This is a genomic window from Streptomyces sp. NRRL F-5650, from assembly GCF_000721365.1.
Taxonomy (GTDB): Bacteria; Actinomycetota; Actinomycetes; order Streptomycetales; family Streptomycetaceae; genus Streptomyces; species Streptomyces ardesiacus.
Window position 1 is genome coordinate 107841 of record NZ_JOGV01000015.1, and the last position, 17478, is coordinate 125318.

At 70.0% G+C, this 17478-nt stretch carries 16 protein-coding genes; 8 read left to right on the plus strand and 8 right to left on the minus strand.

All coding sequences use genetic code 11. The features are described 5' to 3' along the window. Nucleotides 1-122: 122 nt before the first annotated feature. Entirely contained in the window at nucleotides 123-458 is a 336-nt protein-coding gene (locus IG88_RS0116335) for a DUF6412 domain-containing protein (RefSeq protein ID WP_051851933.1), read from the minus strand. Between the two features lie 211 nt (nucleotides 459-669). On the opposite strand from IG88_RS0116335, the gene IG88_RS0116340 reads away from it, so the two are divergent. Beyond that, nucleotides 670-1689: an SEC-C domain-containing protein gene (locus tag IG88_RS0116340; protein WP_031040953.1), complete on the plus strand. Its 1020-nt coding sequence runs from the start codon at nucleotides 670-672 to the stop codon at nucleotides 1687-1689. Between the two features lie 118 nt (nucleotides 1690-1807). Here the strand turns inward: IG88_RS0116340 and IG88_RS40245 are convergent, their stop codons facing one another. Further along, nucleotides 1808-3355 carry a serine/threonine-protein kinase gene (locus tag IG88_RS40245; protein ID WP_051851928.1) on the minus strand — a complete coding sequence of 516 codons (1548 nt, stop codon included), beginning with the start codon at nucleotides 3353-3355 and terminating at the stop codon, nucleotides 1808-1810. After that, nucleotides 3352-5403 (minus strand): WD40 repeat domain-containing serine/threonine protein kinase, encoded by a 2052-nt coding sequence (locus tag IG88_RS0116350; protein WP_031040960.1) that lies wholly within the window; start codon nucleotides 5401-5403, stop codon nucleotides 3352-3354. Before IG88_RS0116350 ends, IG88_RS40245 begins: the two co-directional genes overlap by 4 nt. A gap of 554 nt (nucleotides 5404-5957) precedes the next feature. Here IG88_RS0116350 and IG88_RS0116355 point away from each other — a divergent pair. After that, nucleotides 5958-6419, plus strand: a complete 462-nt coding sequence (locus tag IG88_RS0116355; protein WP_031040973.1) for an SRPBCC family protein — start codon at nucleotides 5958-5960, stop codon at nucleotides 6417-6419. A 59-nt stretch (nucleotides 6420-6478) separates the two neighbouring features. Here IG88_RS0116355 and arr read toward each other — a convergent pair whose 3' ends face one another. Next, the gene (gene arr, locus IG88_RS0116360) at nucleotides 6479-6889 is read right to left on the minus strand and encodes an NAD(+)--rifampin ADP-ribosyltransferase (RefSeq protein ID WP_031040976.1); all 411 of its coding nucleotides are present in this window, start codon (nucleotides 6887-6889) and stop codon (nucleotides 6479-6481) included. A gap of 81 nt (nucleotides 6890-6970) precedes the next feature. Here arr and IG88_RS0116365 point away from each other — a divergent pair, with 81 nt between their 5' ends. Then, nucleotides 6971-10120 (plus strand): DUF3427 domain-containing protein, encoded by a 3150-nt coding sequence (locus tag IG88_RS0116365; protein WP_037836032.1) that lies wholly within the window; start codon nucleotides 6971-6973, stop codon nucleotides 10118-10120. A gap of 30 nt (nucleotides 10121-10150) precedes the next feature. Here the strand turns inward: IG88_RS0116365 and IG88_RS0116370 are convergent, their stop codons facing one another. Beyond that, on the minus strand, nucleotides 10151-10759 hold the full coding sequence (locus IG88_RS0116370) for an ATP-binding protein (protein WP_234332168.1): 609 nt from the start codon (nucleotides 10757-10759) through the stop codon (nucleotides 10151-10153). A 253-nt stretch (nucleotides 10760-11012) separates the two neighbouring features. Between IG88_RS0116370 and IG88_RS0116375 the strand changes: the two genes are divergently transcribed. Genes IG88_RS0116375 through IG88_RS0116385 form a run of 4 tightly spaced genes read left to right on the plus strand, consistent with a single transcriptional unit; the run spans nucleotide 11013 to nucleotide 13133 of the window. Then, the gene (locus IG88_RS0116375; protein ID WP_031040982.1) at nucleotides 11013-11855 is read left to right on the plus strand and encodes a helix-turn-helix domain-containing protein; all 843 of its coding nucleotides are present in this window, start codon (nucleotides 11013-11015) and stop codon (nucleotides 11853-11855) included. A gap of 3 nt (nucleotides 11856-11858) precedes the next feature. Beyond that, nucleotides 11859-12065 (plus strand): DUF397 domain-containing protein, encoded by a 207-nt coding sequence (locus IG88_RS41325; RefSeq protein WP_324609005.1) that lies wholly within the window; start codon nucleotides 11859-11861, stop codon nucleotides 12063-12065. A 44-nt stretch (nucleotides 12066-12109) separates the two neighbouring features. After that, the gene (locus IG88_RS38730; protein WP_234332169.1) at nucleotides 12110-12427 is read left to right on the plus strand and encodes a DUF6247 family protein; all 318 of its coding nucleotides are present in this window, start codon (nucleotides 12110-12112) and stop codon (nucleotides 12425-12427) included. A 37-nt stretch (nucleotides 12428-12464) separates the two neighbouring features. Further along, nucleotides 12465-13133 (plus strand): HAD family hydrolase, encoded by a 669-nt coding sequence (locus tag IG88_RS0116385; RefSeq protein WP_031040988.1) that lies wholly within the window; start codon nucleotides 12465-12467, stop codon nucleotides 13131-13133. A 175-nt stretch (nucleotides 13134-13308) separates the two neighbouring features. Here the strand turns inward: IG88_RS0116385 and IG88_RS0116390 are convergent, their stop codons facing one another. The 3 genes from IG88_RS0116390 to IG88_RS0116400 form a co-directional block, all read right to left on the minus strand. Continuing rightward, nucleotides 13309-13659 carry a hypothetical protein gene (locus IG88_RS0116390; protein ID WP_031040991.1) on the minus strand — a complete coding sequence of 117 codons (351 nt, stop codon included), beginning with the start codon at nucleotides 13657-13659 and terminating at the stop codon, nucleotides 13309-13311. 245 nt (nucleotides 13660-13904) lie between these two features. Beyond that, complete coding sequence (locus tag IG88_RS0116395; RefSeq protein ID WP_031040994.1) at nucleotides 13905-15065, minus strand: peptidoglycan-binding protein; 1161 nt, start codon at nucleotides 15063-15065, stop codon at nucleotides 13905-13907. Nucleotides 15066-15546: 481 nt separating this feature from the next. Next, a complete protein-coding gene (locus IG88_RS0116400) occupies nucleotides 15547-16182 on the minus strand; it encodes a ScbR family autoregulator-binding transcription factor (RefSeq protein WP_031040997.1) in 636 nt (211 codons plus the stop codon). A gap of 420 nt (nucleotides 16183-16602) precedes the next feature. Here IG88_RS0116400 and IG88_RS0116405 point away from each other — a divergent pair, with 420 nt between their 5' ends. Continuing rightward, complete coding sequence (locus IG88_RS0116405) at nucleotides 16603-17394, plus strand: HAD family hydrolase (RefSeq protein ID WP_051851929.1); 792 nt, start codon at nucleotides 16603-16605, stop codon at nucleotides 17392-17394. The last annotated feature ends 84 nt before the right edge of the window (nucleotides 17395-17478 follow it).

Consider the following 17478-nt stretch of genomic DNA (forward strand, 5'->3'; position numbering starts at 1 on the left):
GACACGACCGGCGTGGGACCGGGTGCTCGGACTTACGGGATCGGACGTACGAGATCGGACGTACGAGATCGGTCGTACAGGATCGGACGTACGGGATCGGATGTGACGGGAGGAGCCGGGCCCTACGCGGTGGTCGCCGGGAGGGCGTGTCCCGGCGCTCGGGGCCTGCGGCGGCCGGGGGCGTCGGGATCGCGCTGCGGCAGGAAGGCCGTACGCAGGTCACGGTCCCTGATGGCGGTGCGCACCCGGGTGGGCGGCACGGCGGGCACGCAGCGGGCGGCGATGACGGCGCACACGGCGAGCGCGGAACCGACCGCGGTGGTCGCGGCGAGGGCGACGGTGGCGGAGAGGGTGCCGGCGTCGACGAGCGCGACGGGCAGGAGGACCAGCAGCAGGACGAGAAGGGGACGCAGGAGGCGCGGGGCTGCCGGTCGGTTCCCGGTCGGCGTCGGCCGCATCGACGACTCCCCCCTCTCGCACGCACGTTTGTCCGAAGTTCGGATCTCCCAGTTATACAGGACGCCCTGGGCGCCCAGGAGGTCCAGGACGCCCAAGAGGTCCAGGGCGCCCAGGAGGTCCATGACGTCCAGGCCGTCCCGCGGTTCCTCCGCCCGGGAACGGCCCCCTCGCGTCCAACCCTCGTCACCCCACGGCAGTACGGTGTCCCCCATGCGCCCCGACACGCCCGCCGAGAACGTCGACCACGCCGCCGAGGCGGCCCGCCTGGAACGGACCGCCGGCCTCTACCCCGAGGACGCCGAGGCCCTGCTGCTGCGCGCCGCCGCCCACCTGGAACTGTCCGGCGACCGCCCGGCCGCGACCGGGCTCTACGACCGCCTGCTGTCGCCCGACGCCCCTTCCGCGCCGCTGGACAACCCCTCCCTGGTCCGCGCCCTGAAGGCGTCGAACCTCTGGGAGTACGACCACGAGGCGGAGGCCAGGGCGATCATCGACGGCGTGCGTGCGGCGGCGCCGCGCGACCCGGCCCCCTGGGTGATCGTGGCCGAGGCCCTGGCGGCCCACGACGAGCTGGAGGCGGCGCACGAGACGTTCACGGAGGGCGTCCGCCTGCTCCTCACCGACGTACCGGAGCCCCCGTACGCCACCCATCCCCTCCTCTACGGCCGCCACCGCGTCCGCCGCATGCTGGGCCTGGCCCACGACGAGTGGGACACGCTGGCCGACACCCTGCACTCGATGCCGGTCTCCCTGGACGAGCTGCACGACCCCAAGCGCGTCTGGTCCCTCGGCTCGGACGACCCGGCGGACCTGGAGGCCGAGATCTCCCGCCTCCGCGCCGAGCTGGGCGCCTACCGCGAGGCCCTGTCCCGCCCCTTCCCGGTGGCCATGCTCCACTGGCCGGCCGGCGAGCTGGCGGAACTGGTCGAGGCGTACCCGCCCCTCGCCGCCGAGTACCCGTCGTACGAGGAGCACCTGGCGACGACGGAGGCGGCCCTGCGCGAACTGGCCTCGTCGGGCACCCCGAACCTGGGCGTGGTCCCGGGCACGGTCCCGTCCTACGAGGCGTTCGCGGCATCGGAGGGCGCGTCCCCGGCCGACCCGGCCCTGCTCCCGCAGTACGCGACGACACTGGCGGCCCGCGGTCTCGCGGTGGCGTGGCCCCCGCAGCGCGGGTCGGCGTGCTGGTGCGGCTCGGAGCGGGCGTACGGGGAGTGCCACGGGGGCTGAGCACGGTGGGCGCGGACCGAGCCGGCGCGTGGTCGCCCTCGACGTCCGTCACCGGGCGGTCGAGCACGAGCAGGACGGCGCGGCGGGCGAACCCGTGTACCGCGCCGCCGGCCCGGACTCACGAGAACAGCCACTCGTGCTCCTCGCCCCGCAACACCTTCTGCACCACCTGCGCGAACTCCTCCGCCACCGGGCACTGGCCCATCCCGCGCGTGGGCATCTTCGCGAGCACCGTCGCGTACGCACCGCCGTCCTTGGTGGGCTTGCGCCAGGCGATCTCGCAGCTCGACGTGTCGGCGTCGGCGGCGATGATCGCTTCGGGCAGGCCCTCCAGAGGCAGGTCCTCGTCGGGTTTGGTGGCGGTGACGAACATGTCGACCGGCTTGGGTGCGTAGGCGAGCGTGAAGGAGAAATCCACGTCGACGCCCCACTTGGCCGATGCCCAGGTGCAGGTGCGCACCTCGGCCGAACCCCTCGTGTACCCGCCTGCCGTGCCGGTGTCGGTGAGGTCGAACTGACGGATGACCGAGTTGTCGATGATGTCGCACGGCCGTCCGCTCGTGGCGGCGGCGTTCGCCGTGCCGGTCGCGGAGGAGGAAGAGGGCTTGTCCGAGCCGGAACCACTGCCGGGCGCGTCGGGCCACGCCGTCACGCCCCAGACCACGCCCGCGGCGGCGAGAACCCCGGCCGCGGCGGCCGCCGTGTACCGCTGGGGCCTCGTCAGGGTTCTGCGAGCGCTCCGGAGCCCTTCGCTGCGGCCGGCTGTCCGCTCGGCCTCGGGCGGCAGCAGCAGCGTCGCCGCCCGCCGCTCCTCGATCATCGCGTTGACGCTCTCCGGCAGCCACCGGGTGTCGTCGGCCGAGGTGGCAAGACGGTCGAGCACGGCGGCGAGCGTGGGGCGCTCGGCCGGATCGGCGGCCAGGCACCGCTCGATGAACGGGGCGAGGTCGGAGGGCACGCCTGCCAGGTCGGGGTCCTCGTGGATCGTGCGGTAGAGAACGACTTCGGGACGCCCCTTCCCGTACGGTGCGTGCCCGGTCGCGGCGAAGGCCAGGACGCAGCCGAGCGCGAAGACGTCCGACTCGGGACCGGTGGCCAGGCCGCGGGCCTGTTCGGGCGACATGTAGCCGGGGGTGCCGATGGCCGACTGCGTCAACTGGGTGGTGCCGGACGTGCCTTCCAGGGCGCGCGCGATACCGAAGTCGATGACGCGCGGGCCGTCGTCGGCGACGATCACGTTCGCCGGCTTGAGGTCCCGGTGGACGAGCCCGGCCGCGTGCACCGCCGCCAGCCCCTCGGCCAGGCCGGAGCCGAGAACCCGCAACGCCGTTCCCTTCAGGGCGCCCTGCTCCACGACCACTTGGTGCAGCGAAGGGCCGGGGATGTAGGCGGTGACGAGCCACGGCGGGTCGCCCTCCGGATCGGCGTCGACGACCTGCGCGGTGTAGAACCCGCCGACCTTCCGCGCCGCGGCCACCTCCTGTGCGAAGCGGCGCCGGAACTCCGTGTTGCTCGCGAGCTCCGGATGGACCAGCTTGACGGCGACGAGCCGGCCGCCGGGGGAACGGCCGAGGAAGACCTGACCCATCCCGCCCCGGCCCAGGCGGTGCAGCAACTGGTACGGGCCGATCTCACGCGGGTCGTGGGCGCCGAGGGGTTGCGTCACTGAACGTCCCAGAGCTGGACGACGGTCTGCTTCTTGGCGTCCTCGAAGGTCGCCGCCAGCGTCTTCCCGTCCGGGCTGAAGGCGATGTTCCCCGTCCCTTCGTCGCCCCCTTTCGCCGAGACGGCCTCCTTGTGCGAGTCCGCGTCCCAGAGGGTGACCCGGCCGTGGGCCACCGCGGCGATCAGCTTCCCGTCCGGACTGAAGGCCACCGCGCTGTAGCCGTCGCTGGTCTCACCGGGCGAGGCGAGCCACTTGCGCGAGGCGACGTCCCACACCTCCACGCCGCCGTACGCGCACGCGAGGGTCCTGCCGTCCGGGCTGAAGGCGAGGCCGCTCACGCCGAAGGTCTCCTTGCTCCGCACCCGTTCGGTCGCGAGCTCCCGGTACTGGCCCGAGGAGACGTCCCAGAACACCAGCCCGCCCTCCAGGTCCCTGCGGTAGCCCGCGACGAGGGTCTTGCCGTCCGGGCTGTAGGCCACGCTCGTCACCCAGCTCGTGGAGGTGCCGCGGCCCGCCCCGACCACCAGCTCCTCGACCGGCTTCCCGGACCGCACGTCCCACACCGGTACCTTCCCGATGGCGCCCTCGCCGTTGCAGGCCGCCGCGACGGACCGGCCGTCCGGGCTCAGCGCGATCCCCCACAGCGGCATCAGGCCGCCCCCGCCGGTGGGCTCCGTCTTCAACTCGGCCACCGTCTTCCCCGACGCGGGGTCCCATACCGTCACTCCGCCGACGTCCGGGGTGTAACTCCCGCCGTCGGCGATGCCGAGGTACGTGTTCCAGTGGTAACCGGCGGCGAGAACCCCGCCGCGCGGGCTGTAGGCGACGCCGTGCAGCTCCCCCGTGGCCTTCTCGACCTTGAGCTCGTCGGTCTCCCGGCCGGAGGCGACGTCGAAGAGCCTCAGTCGCTCGACTCCGCCGACGGCCAGGGACTTCCCGTCCGGGCTGAAGCCGAAGGGAGCCCTGTCGTCGACCTTGCCCAGCGACACCTTCTTCTTCGGCAGGAGCTTGACGGCAGCCGGCAGTGCGGCATCGCCCGCCCCCTTCGACCCGAGGTCCCCACCGGCCCCCTTGCCGTCTCCCTCGTCCTCGTCCTCGCCGCCGAGGCTCATCACCACGGGCACCGCCACCGCCGCGACGGCGACCGCGCCGACGGCGGCGAGCAGCCCGCGGCGCCCCATCGGCTTCGCACCGCGAGGGAGCTTCTGCGTCTGCTCCCGCAGTTCCCCGGCCATCGCGGCGACGGCCGGTGGCAGCCACGGCCGCCCGTCGGCCCCACCGGCCCCGGCCCCACCGGCCCCGGCGGACGCCCCCGCCCCGGCGGACCCGGCAGGCCGGTCCGACGGGGTGGCGAGGCGTCGCAGCACCTCCGGGAGTCCCGGCCGCGCGCCGGGGTCCTTGGCCAGGCAGTCCCGGACCACACCGCGCAGGCCCGCCGGGACACCGGTGAGGTCCGCCTCCTCGTGCACGATCCGGTGCAGCGCCCCGGACCCGGCCTCGCCGCCGAAGGGCGGGCGGCCCGTGGCGGCGAAGACGAGCACCCCGGCGAGGGAGAACACGTCGGACGCGTACGCGGACGCGGGTCCGGCGGGCTCGCCCCCGCGAATCCGCTCGGGAGCGATGTACCACCCGAAGGCCCCTCCCACCGTCATGGAGGGATGGGCCGCGTCGAGCGCCCTGGACACGGCGAAGTCGGTGAGGCGTGGCCCGTCCTCGCCGAGGATCACGTTGCCCGGCTTGAGGTCCCCATGGCTGAGCCCGGCCCCGTGCACAGCGGCGAGTCCCTCGGCCAGCCCGGCCCCGAGCACCCGTACGGCTTCACCGGGGAGCGGCCCGTGCGCGTCCACGGCGGCCTGGAGCGAGGGCCCGGCGATGTAGGCGGTGGCGAGCCACGGCGGCTCCCCTGCCTGCCCGGGGTCCGCGTCCGCGTCGACGACCTGGGCCACGTAGAACCCGTTCACCCGCAGCGCACCCGCCACCTCCCGCGCAAGGGCGCGCCGGAACTCCGGGTCTCTCGCGAGTTCCTCCGACACGACCTTGACGGCCACGGATCTGCCCCCGGCGGGAGCGGGCCAGGTACACCTCGCCCATGGCTCCACGGCCCAGAGTGGCCATCAGTTGGTACGGGCCGACGCGGCGCCGCTCGTTCTCCCCCAGTAGCTGCATAACCCGCTGTGTCCGTTCCGTCGAGAGTGGGTTGCGTGCCTCCGAACCACGCGGAGCGTAACGGGACCGGTCGTCTGGGTTAAAGGCCGCGTGAAACCAACCGGGTTCTGTGACAAGGACGTTCAGAAATCCGGACAACGTCACGACACAGACGTCGGCGCCCACGCCCCGTGCCTGCCACGAGAGGGCGCCGCCCGCCGATTCGGCCACTCGCCGAGTGGCGGCGCGCCGAGCTCGTCAGGAACACCTCCCGCGACACCGTGGCGCCGGGCCGGGCCGGGCCGGGAGCACGAAAGCGCGGTGGCCGCCCGGCGAGTGCACCGGCGCCGAGAACCGGTCCCCCGGGAGCGATGAGATCGGGCGCCGCCGGTCGTCTACAGGTGCGAGAGCCTCACCGGCGACGGCGAGGCACCGCCACCGGAGGAGGCACGACGACATGAGCACCGAGCAGACGCCCACCGCGGCCGGCCAGGGCTTCTCCTACACCCTGACCCGCACCCTCGACGCCCCCGCGTCCCGGGTCTGGGCCGCCTGGACCACTCCCGACCAGTACGCCCGCTGGGCCTACGCCGTCCCCGGCTCCGTGGAGATGGACGTCCGCCCCGGCGGCACCTGGAAGGCAACGATGCGCACCCCCGACGGCACGGAGATCCCCCTGACGGGCTCCTACGCCGAGGTCGCCGAGCCGCGCCGCCTGACCATCGGCATGGACGTCCCGGGCCGCCCGGACCCGGCGACGATGACCCTCGAACTGACGGAGCAGGGCCCGCGCAACACGGTCATCACCCTCCACCAGACCTGCGACACGGCGGAGGAACGGGACGGCGCGGAACAGGGCAGCGGGATGCTGCTGGACGGCCTCACGGCGTTCCTGACGGACGGCACCCCGGGAACCTGACGCCTCCCCGGCCCCGCTCTCCCGGTCCCTCCCCGGTCCCTCCCCGATCCGGTCTCGGGTCAGTTGATGATCTCGCCCCGGCCCTCCAGCGCCATCGTGGCCAGCCGCTCCCGCCACTTCTGTAGGGCCTCGGGCGTCAGCCGCGTCCAGTCGTCGACCTCACCGACGATCCGGAGCGGTGCCCTGCTGCGGTAGGAGCGGGTCGGGTTCCCCGGGAACTTCTTGTCGGTCACGTTCGGATCGTTCTCGAACTCCCCGGTCGGCTCCACCTCGTACACCCGCGGAACCCCGTCACCGGCGGCGAGCTCCGCGGCCAGCCCGGCGCCGTCGCGCAGGGCGGTGAAGTAGACGTACTTCATCACGACCTCGGGCCGGTAGTTCGAACGAAAACCGGCGGTGAGCCGATCCCCGACACTCAGTTCCGCCTTCGTACCGTGGAAGAACGGTCCTTCGTCCAACGGGTGAGTCATGGGGGCACGTTATCAATGGTCGTTGTCAGTGGCTCCTGCTACAACTGCCTCCACATCCGCACGGTGGTGAAAGGGGTCGGGGTGGAGCAGTCGGGGGGCCGGGAGCAGCCGGTCGCGGGGGTCTACGAGCAACTGATCACGGACCAGGTGCACAGTGAACTGGAACGTCTTGAGGCTGCGGGTTGGAAGGCCATCGACGTCGAGGTCGGTGCAGAATCGTCACCCCATGTGCTGGCCCGGCACGTCGCCGACATAGTGACCCGTCGTCTCAGCCAACTTCGCCCGGAAGACCGAGTCCCCTTCGCGAATCGAGTTCTTGATTCCCTTGCGGCCGACGTCGATGGGCAGAGCGGTGCGGAATCCGTCAGCAGCATCGTCAAGGGGCCTCGCCAGTTGCTGGCTCTGGCGGAGCAGGAGGCACCGGGCGCCTATGCGATCCGCCCGCTCACCCCTCTCTCCGAAACATCACTTCTCACCAACTCCCCCGAGGACCTCAACCTGGGCTCGGAGTTGCGGGCCGAATTGGCCACGGCGGATCGCATCGATCTGCTCTGTGCCTTCGTGAAGTGGTACGGCATCCGCGTGCTGGAGGACTCCCTCCTCGCAGCAAAGGAGCGGGGCGTCCCGATCCGGATCATCACCACGACCTACATGGGTGCCACGGACCGGCGCGCACTCGACCGCCTCGTACGTGAATTCGGCGCCACCGTGAAGGTGAACTACGAGACCCGCTCGACGCGGTTGCACGCCAAGGCTTGGCTCTTCCGACGCAAGACGGGATTCGACACGGCGTACGTCGGCAGCTCGAACCTCTCCCGCGCTGCGCTGCTGGACGGTCTGGAGTGGAACGTACGGCTGTCGTCGGTGGCCACACCAGCGGTGATGGACAAGTTCGAGGCCACTTTCGACGCCTACTGGAATGACGTGGCGTTCGAGACGTACGACCCGGATGAGCACGGTGAGCGGCTGGACGAGGCCCTGGCCCGGGCGGGTGGTACGGCGTCGAGCACCGAGTTCAAGATCAACCTGTCCGGCCTCCAGGTACGCCCCTTCCCACACCAGCGGGACATGCTGGAGCGTCTGACCGCCGAGCGCGAGATCCGAGGGCGGCACCGCAATCTACTGGTCGCGGCCACCGGCACCGGGAAGACCGTGATGGCCGCCCTCGACTACCGCGAGCTGAGTCGTCAGGCGACCTCCGGCCGACCCAAGCTGCTGTTCGTGGCGCATCGCAAGGAGATCCTCAAACAGTCCCTGCGGACCTACCGCGAGGTGTTGGTCGACGCGTCGTTCGGCGAGTTGCTGCATGGCGGAGCCGATCCGCAGGAGTGGACCCACGTATTCGCCAGTGTCCAGTCCCTCAACGTGCGGAGGCTGGAGCAATTGGCCCCCGACCACTTCGACGTCATCGTCATCGATGAGTTCCACCACTCCCCGGCCGATACGTACCGACGCGTGATCGAGCACTTTGCGCCCAAGGAGTTGCTGGGTCTCACCGCCACTCCCGAGCGGACGGACGGACGCAACGTCCAGGACGAGTACTTCGACGGCCGCATCGCCGCCGAGATGAGGCTCTGGGAGGCCCTGGAGAACGACCTCCTGTCTCCCTTCCACTACTTCGGCATCCCCGACGGTACCGACCTCACGAACCTCACATGGCAGAAGGGTTCGTATGCTGATCAGGAGCTCGGCAACCTCCTGACGGGCAACGACGCACGAGCTCGCATCATCGTCAAGCAGGTCCGGGACAAAGTCTCCGATCCCGGTGCCATGCGCGCGCTCGGCTTCTGCGTCACGAAGGCGCATGCGCACTTCATGGCCGAGTTCTTCCGCAAGGCCGGCTTCCGAGCCGTCGCGCTCGACAGCGACTCACCGGCGGAGGTTCGAGCCCGAGCACTCTCCGAACTCCAAGCAGGTGAGCTCCAGGTCATCTTTTCGGTGGACCTGTTCAACGAGGGCCTCGACATCCCGGACGTGGACACACTCCTCCTCCTGCGGCCTACCAACAGCGCCACCGTCTTCCTCCAGCAACTGGGGAGGGGACTGCGGCGTACTGACACGAAGCCGGTGCTCACGGTCCTCGACTTCATCGGGCAGCACCGAGCGGAGTTCCGCTTCGAAGAGCAGTTCCGGGCCATGACCAACCTGTCGCGCAATCGGCTGGTCGAGCACATGGAACGGGGCTTTCCGCAGTTGCCGTCCGGCTGCCAGATCATCCTGGAGGGTAAGGCCAAGAAGCTGGTCCTCGACAACATCAGGACCCAGTTGACCGCCACGGTGAAGACGCTGGTGAAGGAGGTCAAGGAGTACAGCACTCCGCTCCTCGCCGAGTATCTCCACGAGAGTCGTCGGGAGATCAAGGAGCTGTACAAGAGCAACAACTCCTGGACCCTCATTCTGCGCCGTGCGGGTCTGGCCGCCGAACCTGCCCCGCCGGGCGAGGATGCGCTACTCAAGCGGGTTCACGCCTTCCTGCACGTGGACGACCCCGAGCGTGCGCGGGCATACCGGAATCTACTGGCAGACGACGCCCCGCCATACGAGGAGCTCGACCAGCTCGGACAGGCTTATGCCCGCATGCTCTTCTTCAACCTGTGGGACAACGCGGGTGGGTTCACGAGCTACTCGGAGGGCCTGGCAACCCTGCGTCCGCAACGAGCCCTTAGGGATGAGCTCCGGCAAGTGCTGTCATACGTGATCGACCGAGCCGACCACGTACCGATTCCACTGCCCGATGACCTCGGCGCCGTACCGCTGAAGGTCCACAGCTCGTACAACCGCTCGGAGATCCTTGCCGCCCTCGGTATCGCCAGGTTCGGTGGCCAGATGCCGCGGTCTTTCGCCCAGGGTGTGCAGTGGGCGGAGGAGTTCCAGACCGACGCGCTGCTGATCACACTCGAAAAGGACGAGAAGGACTTCTCACCCACCGTCCGATACAAGGATTACGCGATCAGTCCGAACCTCTTCCACTGGGAGTCCCAGAACGCGACCTCCCCGGACTCCGCCACCGGCAAGCGGTACCAGCAACACGCCGGTCGCGGCACCCACGTCCTGCTGTTCATGCGCCGCTACGCAACAACGGACACGGGCAAGTCCCAGCCCTGGATGCTCCTGGGCCCGGCAACCTACGTGGAGCACAGCGGCAGTAAGCCGATGGCGATCACCTGGCACCTCGACCACCCGCTCCCGGCCGACGTGTGGTCCTACTGCGCAGCGATCCAGGCGAGTTGAGCCGCGCGCGTCGTCCTCGACCGGGATAGCTCAGGGCAGTCGCACTTCGCACTCCGCGTCGAAGTGCGACTGCGCCTGATCCAGCACGTCGTCTACGTCCCACCCTTGCGCGCAGAACCAGTAGAGGAGGTCGGTGATGGCATTGATCGCGGCGTCTTGGCCCCGAGCCGTCGCCAAACGGCCCTGGTCAACCGGCTCCGGGGTCTTTCCTGAACCGCCGTACAAGCTCAACACGTCCACGGCCCGGGCGAGTCGCGGCATCGGCGTGCACCGACGCGCCGTGACGGTGCAGTCCACACGGAACTCGCACCATGTCACCTTGTGATCACCGGCGAGTTCTACGCCCCAGCGATCACTCAGGGCGTCGACCAATGCCATCCCCCGGCCCGACTCCGCGTCAAGGCTCGCGCAGGTGAGCGTGGGGAGAGCGCGAGCATCGGGGTCTTGGACCTCGATGCGCAGACGAGGGCCACCGAGCGAGGCGACGAGCATGGACGGCGCCCCCGGCCCAACGTGCTTGATGACGTTGGCGACGAGTTCGCTGGCGCAGGTCTCGGCTGTATCCGTCAGATCGGTCAGCCCCCAGTACTCCAGGTGGACTCTCAGCGCACGCCGAAGTGCCCCCACCTGGTCGGCCACGGCCAGAAACTGCAGCCTCCAAGGCCGCATGGGCTGCCATAGAGCGTCGTTCATCCCTTGCAACTCCCCACCATCAACGCCTCACTGTGACGACTTCGCGACACAGAGTTGCATTGAAACTCTCGAAATGGAACTCTCATATCGCTCGAGTAGGGGCACGATGCCTCGCCGCACGCCCCCAGCGCACACCTTCTTGCCGCGACCACCGGCTGGGCGCCACGATCTACCGGACCACATGCGAAGGGCTGAGGACATGGCAGTCGGACCCACCACCCGCAGGCGTCAACTGGGCGCTGACCTGCGACGGCTTCGGGAACGCACGGGACTCACCCTCGAAGAGGCGGGTGCCCGGGTCGGCATTTCGAAGGCGACGTTGAGCCGCTACGAGACCAAGGAGGGCGCCGTCAAGTGGCCGGCCGTAGACGCCCTGTGTCGTGAGTACTCGGCCACGGACGACGAGCGCCTGGCACTGGTCGAACTAGCGAAGGGTGCCAAGATCCAGGGGTGGTGGCGGTCTCTGGCCGATTCCATCCCGGATTCCATGAACTTGATGCTGACCTTGGAAGACGAGGTCGTACGCGAGGATCACTACGCGTGCATGTACATTCCGGGGCTTCTCCAGACCCGCGCCTACGCGGAGGCGGTCCATCGCGCATCAGAGATGCAGTGTGACGAACGCGAAGTCCAGCACATGGTTGACATCCGCATGAAGCGACAGGAGTTACTGGAGCGCGACGAGCCCCCGCGCATCTGGTGCGTAATCGACGAAGCCGCGCTCCGACGCCAGGTCGGCGGACGTGAGGTCATGCGGGAACAACTCGCCCACCTGTTGGCCTGCGCGGAACGACCACACATCACCGTCCAAGTCCTTCCGTTCTCCCTGGGAGCGCATGCGGCAGCCGTCGGGAGCTTCGTCACTCTCCGCGGCCAAACTCGGGAACTGGACGTCGTCTATGTGGACCTCCTCGGCGGTGGCCTGTTCATGGAGAAGCCCGAGGAACTCGATCGATATAGGTTGGCCTTCGACTACCTCAGCGCCCAGGCGCTCGACCTCGAGTCCTCGGTCGACCTCATTGACCGGTTCAGCAAGGAGTGAGTCTTGATAGCAGGCGACACGGAGCCGCGCTGGTTCAAGTCCTCGTACAGCGGGGGCAGTGGCACTGAATGCGTTGAGTGCGCGTACGTCTCACGCGGTGCGTTGGTGCGCGACTCGAAGTACGTCGAGGGGCCAAGTCTCAGTGTGCGGCTGAGCACGTGGCGTGTGTTCATCGACGCGGTGCGGCACAACGGACAGCCTTCTTCCTGAGCTCCGATGAGGACTTGTCCTCTTCACGTCACGCGCAAAGACTGGTGAACACCGTGGAGACCCGTGCGCCCCGCCCCTTGCCGTTGCAGACGTTCGGTGATGTACGAGCGGCCCTACGCGCGGGCCACGGCCCCTCGAACGGAGTCGCGGCATTCGAGGCCGACCTCCAACGGGCGCTGGACGGCTCGTCGGAAACAGACCTGACGGCCGTAGCGGCAGTACTCGTGGACTATCGCGGTCGAATCCGCCTGTACCAGGACCCCGACTTCGATGTCGCCGTCCAGGAGGGCATCGACCTCACATTGCGGCTGAAGCGGGAGGCTTGCGGGGAGTCGCAATGCATCCCCGGCCGACGAGTCTGAGTCGGCGAGGGGCCGTTCAGGTCGAAAGGAGGCGTCAGTGCCGGAACTTGTGCTGTGGGACATCGACCACACGCTGATGGCGACCAGAGGGCTCGGGCGCGAACTCTGGGCCGAGGCGTTCGAGCAAGTGACGGGCACGGCGATGCGCCAGCAGGCGTCGGTGACGGGGTCGACGGAACGAGTGATCCTCCGGGAGACGGCACGCCTGCACGGCATCCCCTACACCGAGGACCTGTTCGCAGCCTTCGCCGAGGCCCTCGGCACGGTTCACGTCCGCCGTGCGGCTGAGCTCAGGGTGCGGGGACACGCGTTGCCAGGCGCTGCGGAGGTCCTCGCGGCGCTCTCCGAGCGCGGCGTGCGTCAGTCGGTCGTGTCGGGAAACGTCCGCGCGGCAGCCGAGGTCAAGCTGGCTGCGTTCGGCTTGGGCGGTCACATGGTCTGGGACGAGGGGGCGTACGGCGAGGACGGGGAAGGCCGTCCGGAGCTGCTCCGTAAAGCGCTGGCCCGGGGAGGTGTTCAGGGCTCCGCAGCGGTGTTCTTCGGTGATACTCCGGCCGATGCCGCGGGCGGGCGGGAGGCGGGAGTCCGGGTCGTCGCGGTGGCCACAGGCCGGGCTTCGGTCGAGGAGTTGCGAGCGGCCGGTGCCGCGGTTGTTCTCGAATCCCTCTCGGACGTTCCCGCTGTGCTGGCCGCTGTCGGGGCCTGACCGACGGCCGTTCCACGGGGCAACGTGGCGTCGTGAGATCGTCGTCATGCCTGGGGGATTCTCTGCTCTGCGGCGGCCTTGGAAGCTGCGCGCGTCCGCTGCCGACCGACCGGGCCAGACCTCGGGTAAGGGGGACGGGCCAAACGGCCCGCCCCCGTCCAGCCGTACGGAGTCGTCAGGCGAGGGCCAGCCGGGCCTCGGCCTTCTTCGTGCCGGCGAAGGAGTGGGAGAACTGCTTGCGGACGCCGGAGTTGCAGGCCTCTGCACGCTTGGTCTGGCCGTTGCCGCCCACGATGCGGACCACGGCGCACTTGCCGTCCGTGCGGGTGTCCTCGACCCAGCCGGACACCGTGACCTTGCCGCCCGAGCAACGCAGCGTCCAACTCGCCTCCGCACCGCTGATCTTCGGGGAGGCGGACGACGGGCAGGTGGCGGCGTTCGCCGGGGCGGCGGCGCCCAGGGCGAGCCCGCCGGCGAGCAGGACGGCGGAGAGGGCGGACGTCACGGTCTTGCGGACTGCGGACATGGAAGTACCCCTTAGAGAGAGTGAGTTGGAGGGTGTTCGGCGGGACAGGACCGGCTCGTTGCTTGCGTTCCGGAGCCGCGCCGCCGGTGTGGCCGGGCGGTGCGTCCGGGAACGCCGGTCGTCCCGTCCTCAGCATGTCCGGCGGAATCGGACGGCGAGCACGATGCGCGAAGCTCTTCCATGTGCATCCATGCATGCCCGTGCCGCACGTACGGGGCGGGCTGCGACCTGCGGTTATGCGGCAGTCATGAGGGAGGTACCGGCGAACGGTTCTCGGAGCGCTGGTAGTCGGGTGAGCTGACGGGTGGGCGCTGGTTGACGAGCAGGGCGAGCCAGGTCGCCCGGTCCGTCTCTCCTGTCACCGGGAGGCCATGGGTGCGCTGGAACACCTTCAGGTCCTCTGCCGTCGCCGCCGTGAAGTGTCCCGAGACCGCCGTGGCTCCCAGGCCGACGTTGTTCAGGAGGTCCTGTACGGCCCGTACGGCCGGGCCCGTGTCACCCGGCTCGACCTGTTCCAGCAGTTCCGGCCAGGTGTGGTTGCCCACCTTGCCGTCGGCCTGGAGCTGGTGCTTCTCCTGGAAGTCCATGACCGCTTCGTGGGTCGTCTCCTCGAACCGGCCGTCGGCCCGCACGTCGTAGCCGTGCTCCTTCAGCAGGTACTGCAGGGCGCGGCCCCACGCGTACCTGTCCACGGCGTCCTTGTCCATGTACAGCAGCGGCCATTCCTCCGATGCCTGGTCCGACCGGTCCGTCCGGTCCGTCCGGTCCGTCCGGTCCGTCCGGTCCACCGCGTCGGCGCCCGCCGCGCCGGGCTCCCCGGCCCGGGAGTCGGCCTGTCCGGTCGGGGCGAGCCACTCGTTGACGTGCAGGCCGGTCACGAAGGCCACGGCCGCCGTGATCCCGAGGGCAAGGAGGGGGCGAGCCCGGCGGAAGCGAGGGCCGCGCCCGGTGGAGGTGGCGGACGCACCGGCGGCGGACGCACCGGCGATGGAGGTGCCGGCGGTGGAGGTGCCGGCAGGGCTGCCCGTGCCCCCGGGTGCTGTGCCGAGGGAGGCGCCCGTGCCGTCGGCGGCGGGGGCCGGGCCGGGGTGGATCGCGCGCTGCCTGCTGTTCCACTCCAGGGCGGACCTGCTCAGCGACCTGGCCAGGTCCAGTTCCGTTGCCGGTGCCCGCAGGTGGGCGTGCAGGGCTTCCACGATCCCCAGGGGCGCCGTGGACGGGTGTTTCGGGTTCAGGTAGCGCGACAGTGTCGTCTGGTCGATGCCCAGACGTGCGGCCAGTGCCTGCTGTGTGGGGCGCCTGCCGTCGGACGAGCCACCCGCGCCCTCCCACCACCGCCGGAGCAGCGCCGCCAGTTCTGCTCCCGGCTGCCGCTCCGGGTACCGGCTCCCTCGCTCGTGTGTCATGGCTCGCGTACCTCCCTGTCTTCGTACGGACAGGCGGGCGTCCATGTCGTTGGACCAACGCTGCATCAACGGCATAGCAGCAGGTCGCGAGCCTGCATAACGGCGGACATGGGGGCCTCGGCCTGCGGACGCGTGATCGTAACGAGGTGGCGGGCGGGCCGGAGCCCGCGTTCCCGTCGGCGCCCGGGTCACCGGGCGACCGGGGAAACGTTCACGCCGCTCAGGAAAGCGGCGGTCCCTCCGCCGTCGGGTCACGTCGCGGCGAGGAGGGGAGGGCCCGCGTTCATACGAAGGAGTGGCCGGGCGGGGAGCCGTCGGACCGGGGCGGGGGTCACTTTCGGGGCGCTCGGCCAGAGGCGTACGTCCGAGAGCGTCCGGGGGCGTACGTTCCGAGGTGTCCGGTGACGTACGTCTGAGGCGCCCGGTGACGTACGTCCGGCGCGTCCAAGGGCGCACGTCCGGGGCGTTCGGCTCTCGCCGCTCAGCCGCCGCAGTCGCTCCCGACCCGCGTCGGCGCCGTGAACGTCGTCGGGCGCGGGTCCGACAGGATGGCCGGCAGGGTCAGTTCCCACCAGTCGGAGATGCGCGCTCTGAGTGCCTCACGGCCGTCCAGTGCCTCGGTGAGCGTGCAGAAGCCGAAGAACGCGCGGACCAGGGTCCGGGCGGTGGCGGCGGGGCGGACGTGGGCGGCCAGGTGACCGCTGTGCCGGGCCTGGGCCAGGAGGCGGGTCACGGCGGTCGTCCAGAGCACGAAAGGGTCGGGAAGGCGCGCGTTGATGGTCTCGCGCTCCGCCCAGAGACGGGCACCCGCGCGGGTCAGGGAGTCCTCGGCAAGGGCGCGGGCGATCTCGTGGCTCAGGACGACGAGACGCTCCAGTGGCGGCACGGTGCGGTCGACGTAGCACCTGGCGAGCGCGGGCCAGGTGGCGAAGCCGTCCTGGACGACGGCGAGGGCGATGCCCTCCTTGCTGGTGTAGTGGAAGTACACGGACCCGCTGGTGCGTCCGGACCGGTTGCTTATGTCGTTGACGCTGGTCCCCGCGTAACCGTTCTCGGCGAAGAGGCAGGCGGCCGCCTCCAGAAGTGATCTGCGGGTTGCTCTGGCCCGTTCCTGCAAGATTCCATACTTTCCGCTCGTCTTGAAATGAGTGAGGGAAAATCTAATGCGCCCGCGTACGCCCGGAGCAATCAGGCGTCAACGTACGCGGTTCCTCCGCATTTCTTTCGATGGTGCACGCTTTCGAGTGGCGCGTGACCTCGGGGAGGGATTTTCCCGGTCGGCGGACCCCCGCGGCTCTCGCGAGCCGGCCGGTGACATCCGCCTTCGTTTCACCGCCAAGTCGCTTGGCCCGCACCTTATCTGACGGACAACCAGGTCATACGCCCAGCCTTGCGCTCCAGCAGCACATACATCACGCGCATCAGCCGGTCCAGCCACTCGAAATGATGATTGCCCTCTATTTGGAGCCAGAAATAACGTAGTCGTCGCAATGTTTTCCTTTTGCGGCTGATGCCCCAAATTGCGGAGGAGGACACCGTGACGCCGATCTCACACACACTGTCGGACTGGTCTCCCGAGGCCATCGTCTTCGACTGCGACGGCACCCTGATGGACACCGAACGCCACTGGCAGGACGCTCGTACGCGGGCCTTCCGCGACTTCGGGCTGCTGCCCCCGCCGGGTTTCGCCGAGCGGGCCAAGGGGGTGCACTACGTCGACTGCGGCCGCCTGATGGCGCAGGAGACGAACAAGCCCGACCTGGCCTCCGAGCTCGCCACCGCCCTGCTCGAACACTTCCTGTCGCTCGTCGCGGAGGACCCGCTGACCATGCCGGGCGCCTCCGACTTCGTCCGCCTGTGCGCGCGCCGGCTTCCCCTGGCCGTCGCCAGCAACTGCCCGATGGAGGTCGTGGACGAGAGCCTTCTGCGCGCCGGGCTCCGCCGGTACTTCCGCCACGTCGTCGTGCCCACCGTGCAGCCCGGGGACTCCGGTGGACCGCGGCCGGTGCCGCCCGACGACGGTCCGGAGCGCACCGTACGGCCCAAACCGTGGCCCGACGTCTACAGCACGGCCGCCGAGCTGTGCGGAGTCGCGCCCACGACCGCTCTCGCCGTCGAGGACTCCCTCACCGGCATCGAGTCGGCGGCGCGAGCGGGTCTGCGGGTGCTGGGGGTGGGGCCCCTGCCCAGGGACGGCGACGGCGGACGGGCCGACGCCTGGACCCCGAGGCTGGATTCCGAGGAGCTGCTGTCGTGGACGAGGGAGCGGGTACCGGCGTCGTCCGGCGGCGCGCCCAGCCCGCCGGGAACGTCGGCGCAGCCGCGTTGAACCGCCCCGCGTGGCGGACGTGGACCCCGCGCCCGGCGGCCGGGTACGCGAGGTTGGGGGGATTCAAGGGGGGGGGGATTCAGG

Excerpts from the sequence above, each read along its gene's own strand:
- IG88_RS0116375 (WP_031040982.1), top strand. The coding sequence starts at position 11,013 with ATGGCAGTCGGACCCACCACCCGCAGGCGTCAACTGGGCGCTGACCTG.
- arr (WP_031040976.1), bottom strand. The coding sequence starts at position 6,889 with ATGACTCACCCGTTGGACGAAGGACCGTTCTTCCACGGTACGAAGGCG.
- IG88_RS0116340 (WP_031040953.1), top strand. The coding sequence starts at position 670 with ATGCGCCCCGACACGCCCGCCGAGAACGTCGACCACGCCGCCGAGGCG.
- IG88_RS0116390 (WP_031040991.1), bottom strand. The coding sequence starts at position 13,659 with ATGTCCGCAGTCCGCAAGACCGTGACGTCCGCCCTCTCCGCCGTCCTG.
- IG88_RS0116335 (WP_051851933.1), bottom strand. The coding sequence starts at position 458 with ATGCGGCCGACGCCGACCGGGAACCGACCGGCAGCCCCGCGCCTCCTG.
- IG88_RS0116355 (WP_031040973.1), top strand. The coding sequence starts at position 5,958 with ATGAGCACCGAGCAGACGCCCACCGCGGCCGGCCAGGGCTTCTCCTAC.
- IG88_RS0116395 (WP_031040994.1), bottom strand. The coding sequence starts at position 15,065 with ATGACACACGAGCGAGGGAGCCGGTACCCGGAGCGGCAGCCGGGAGCA.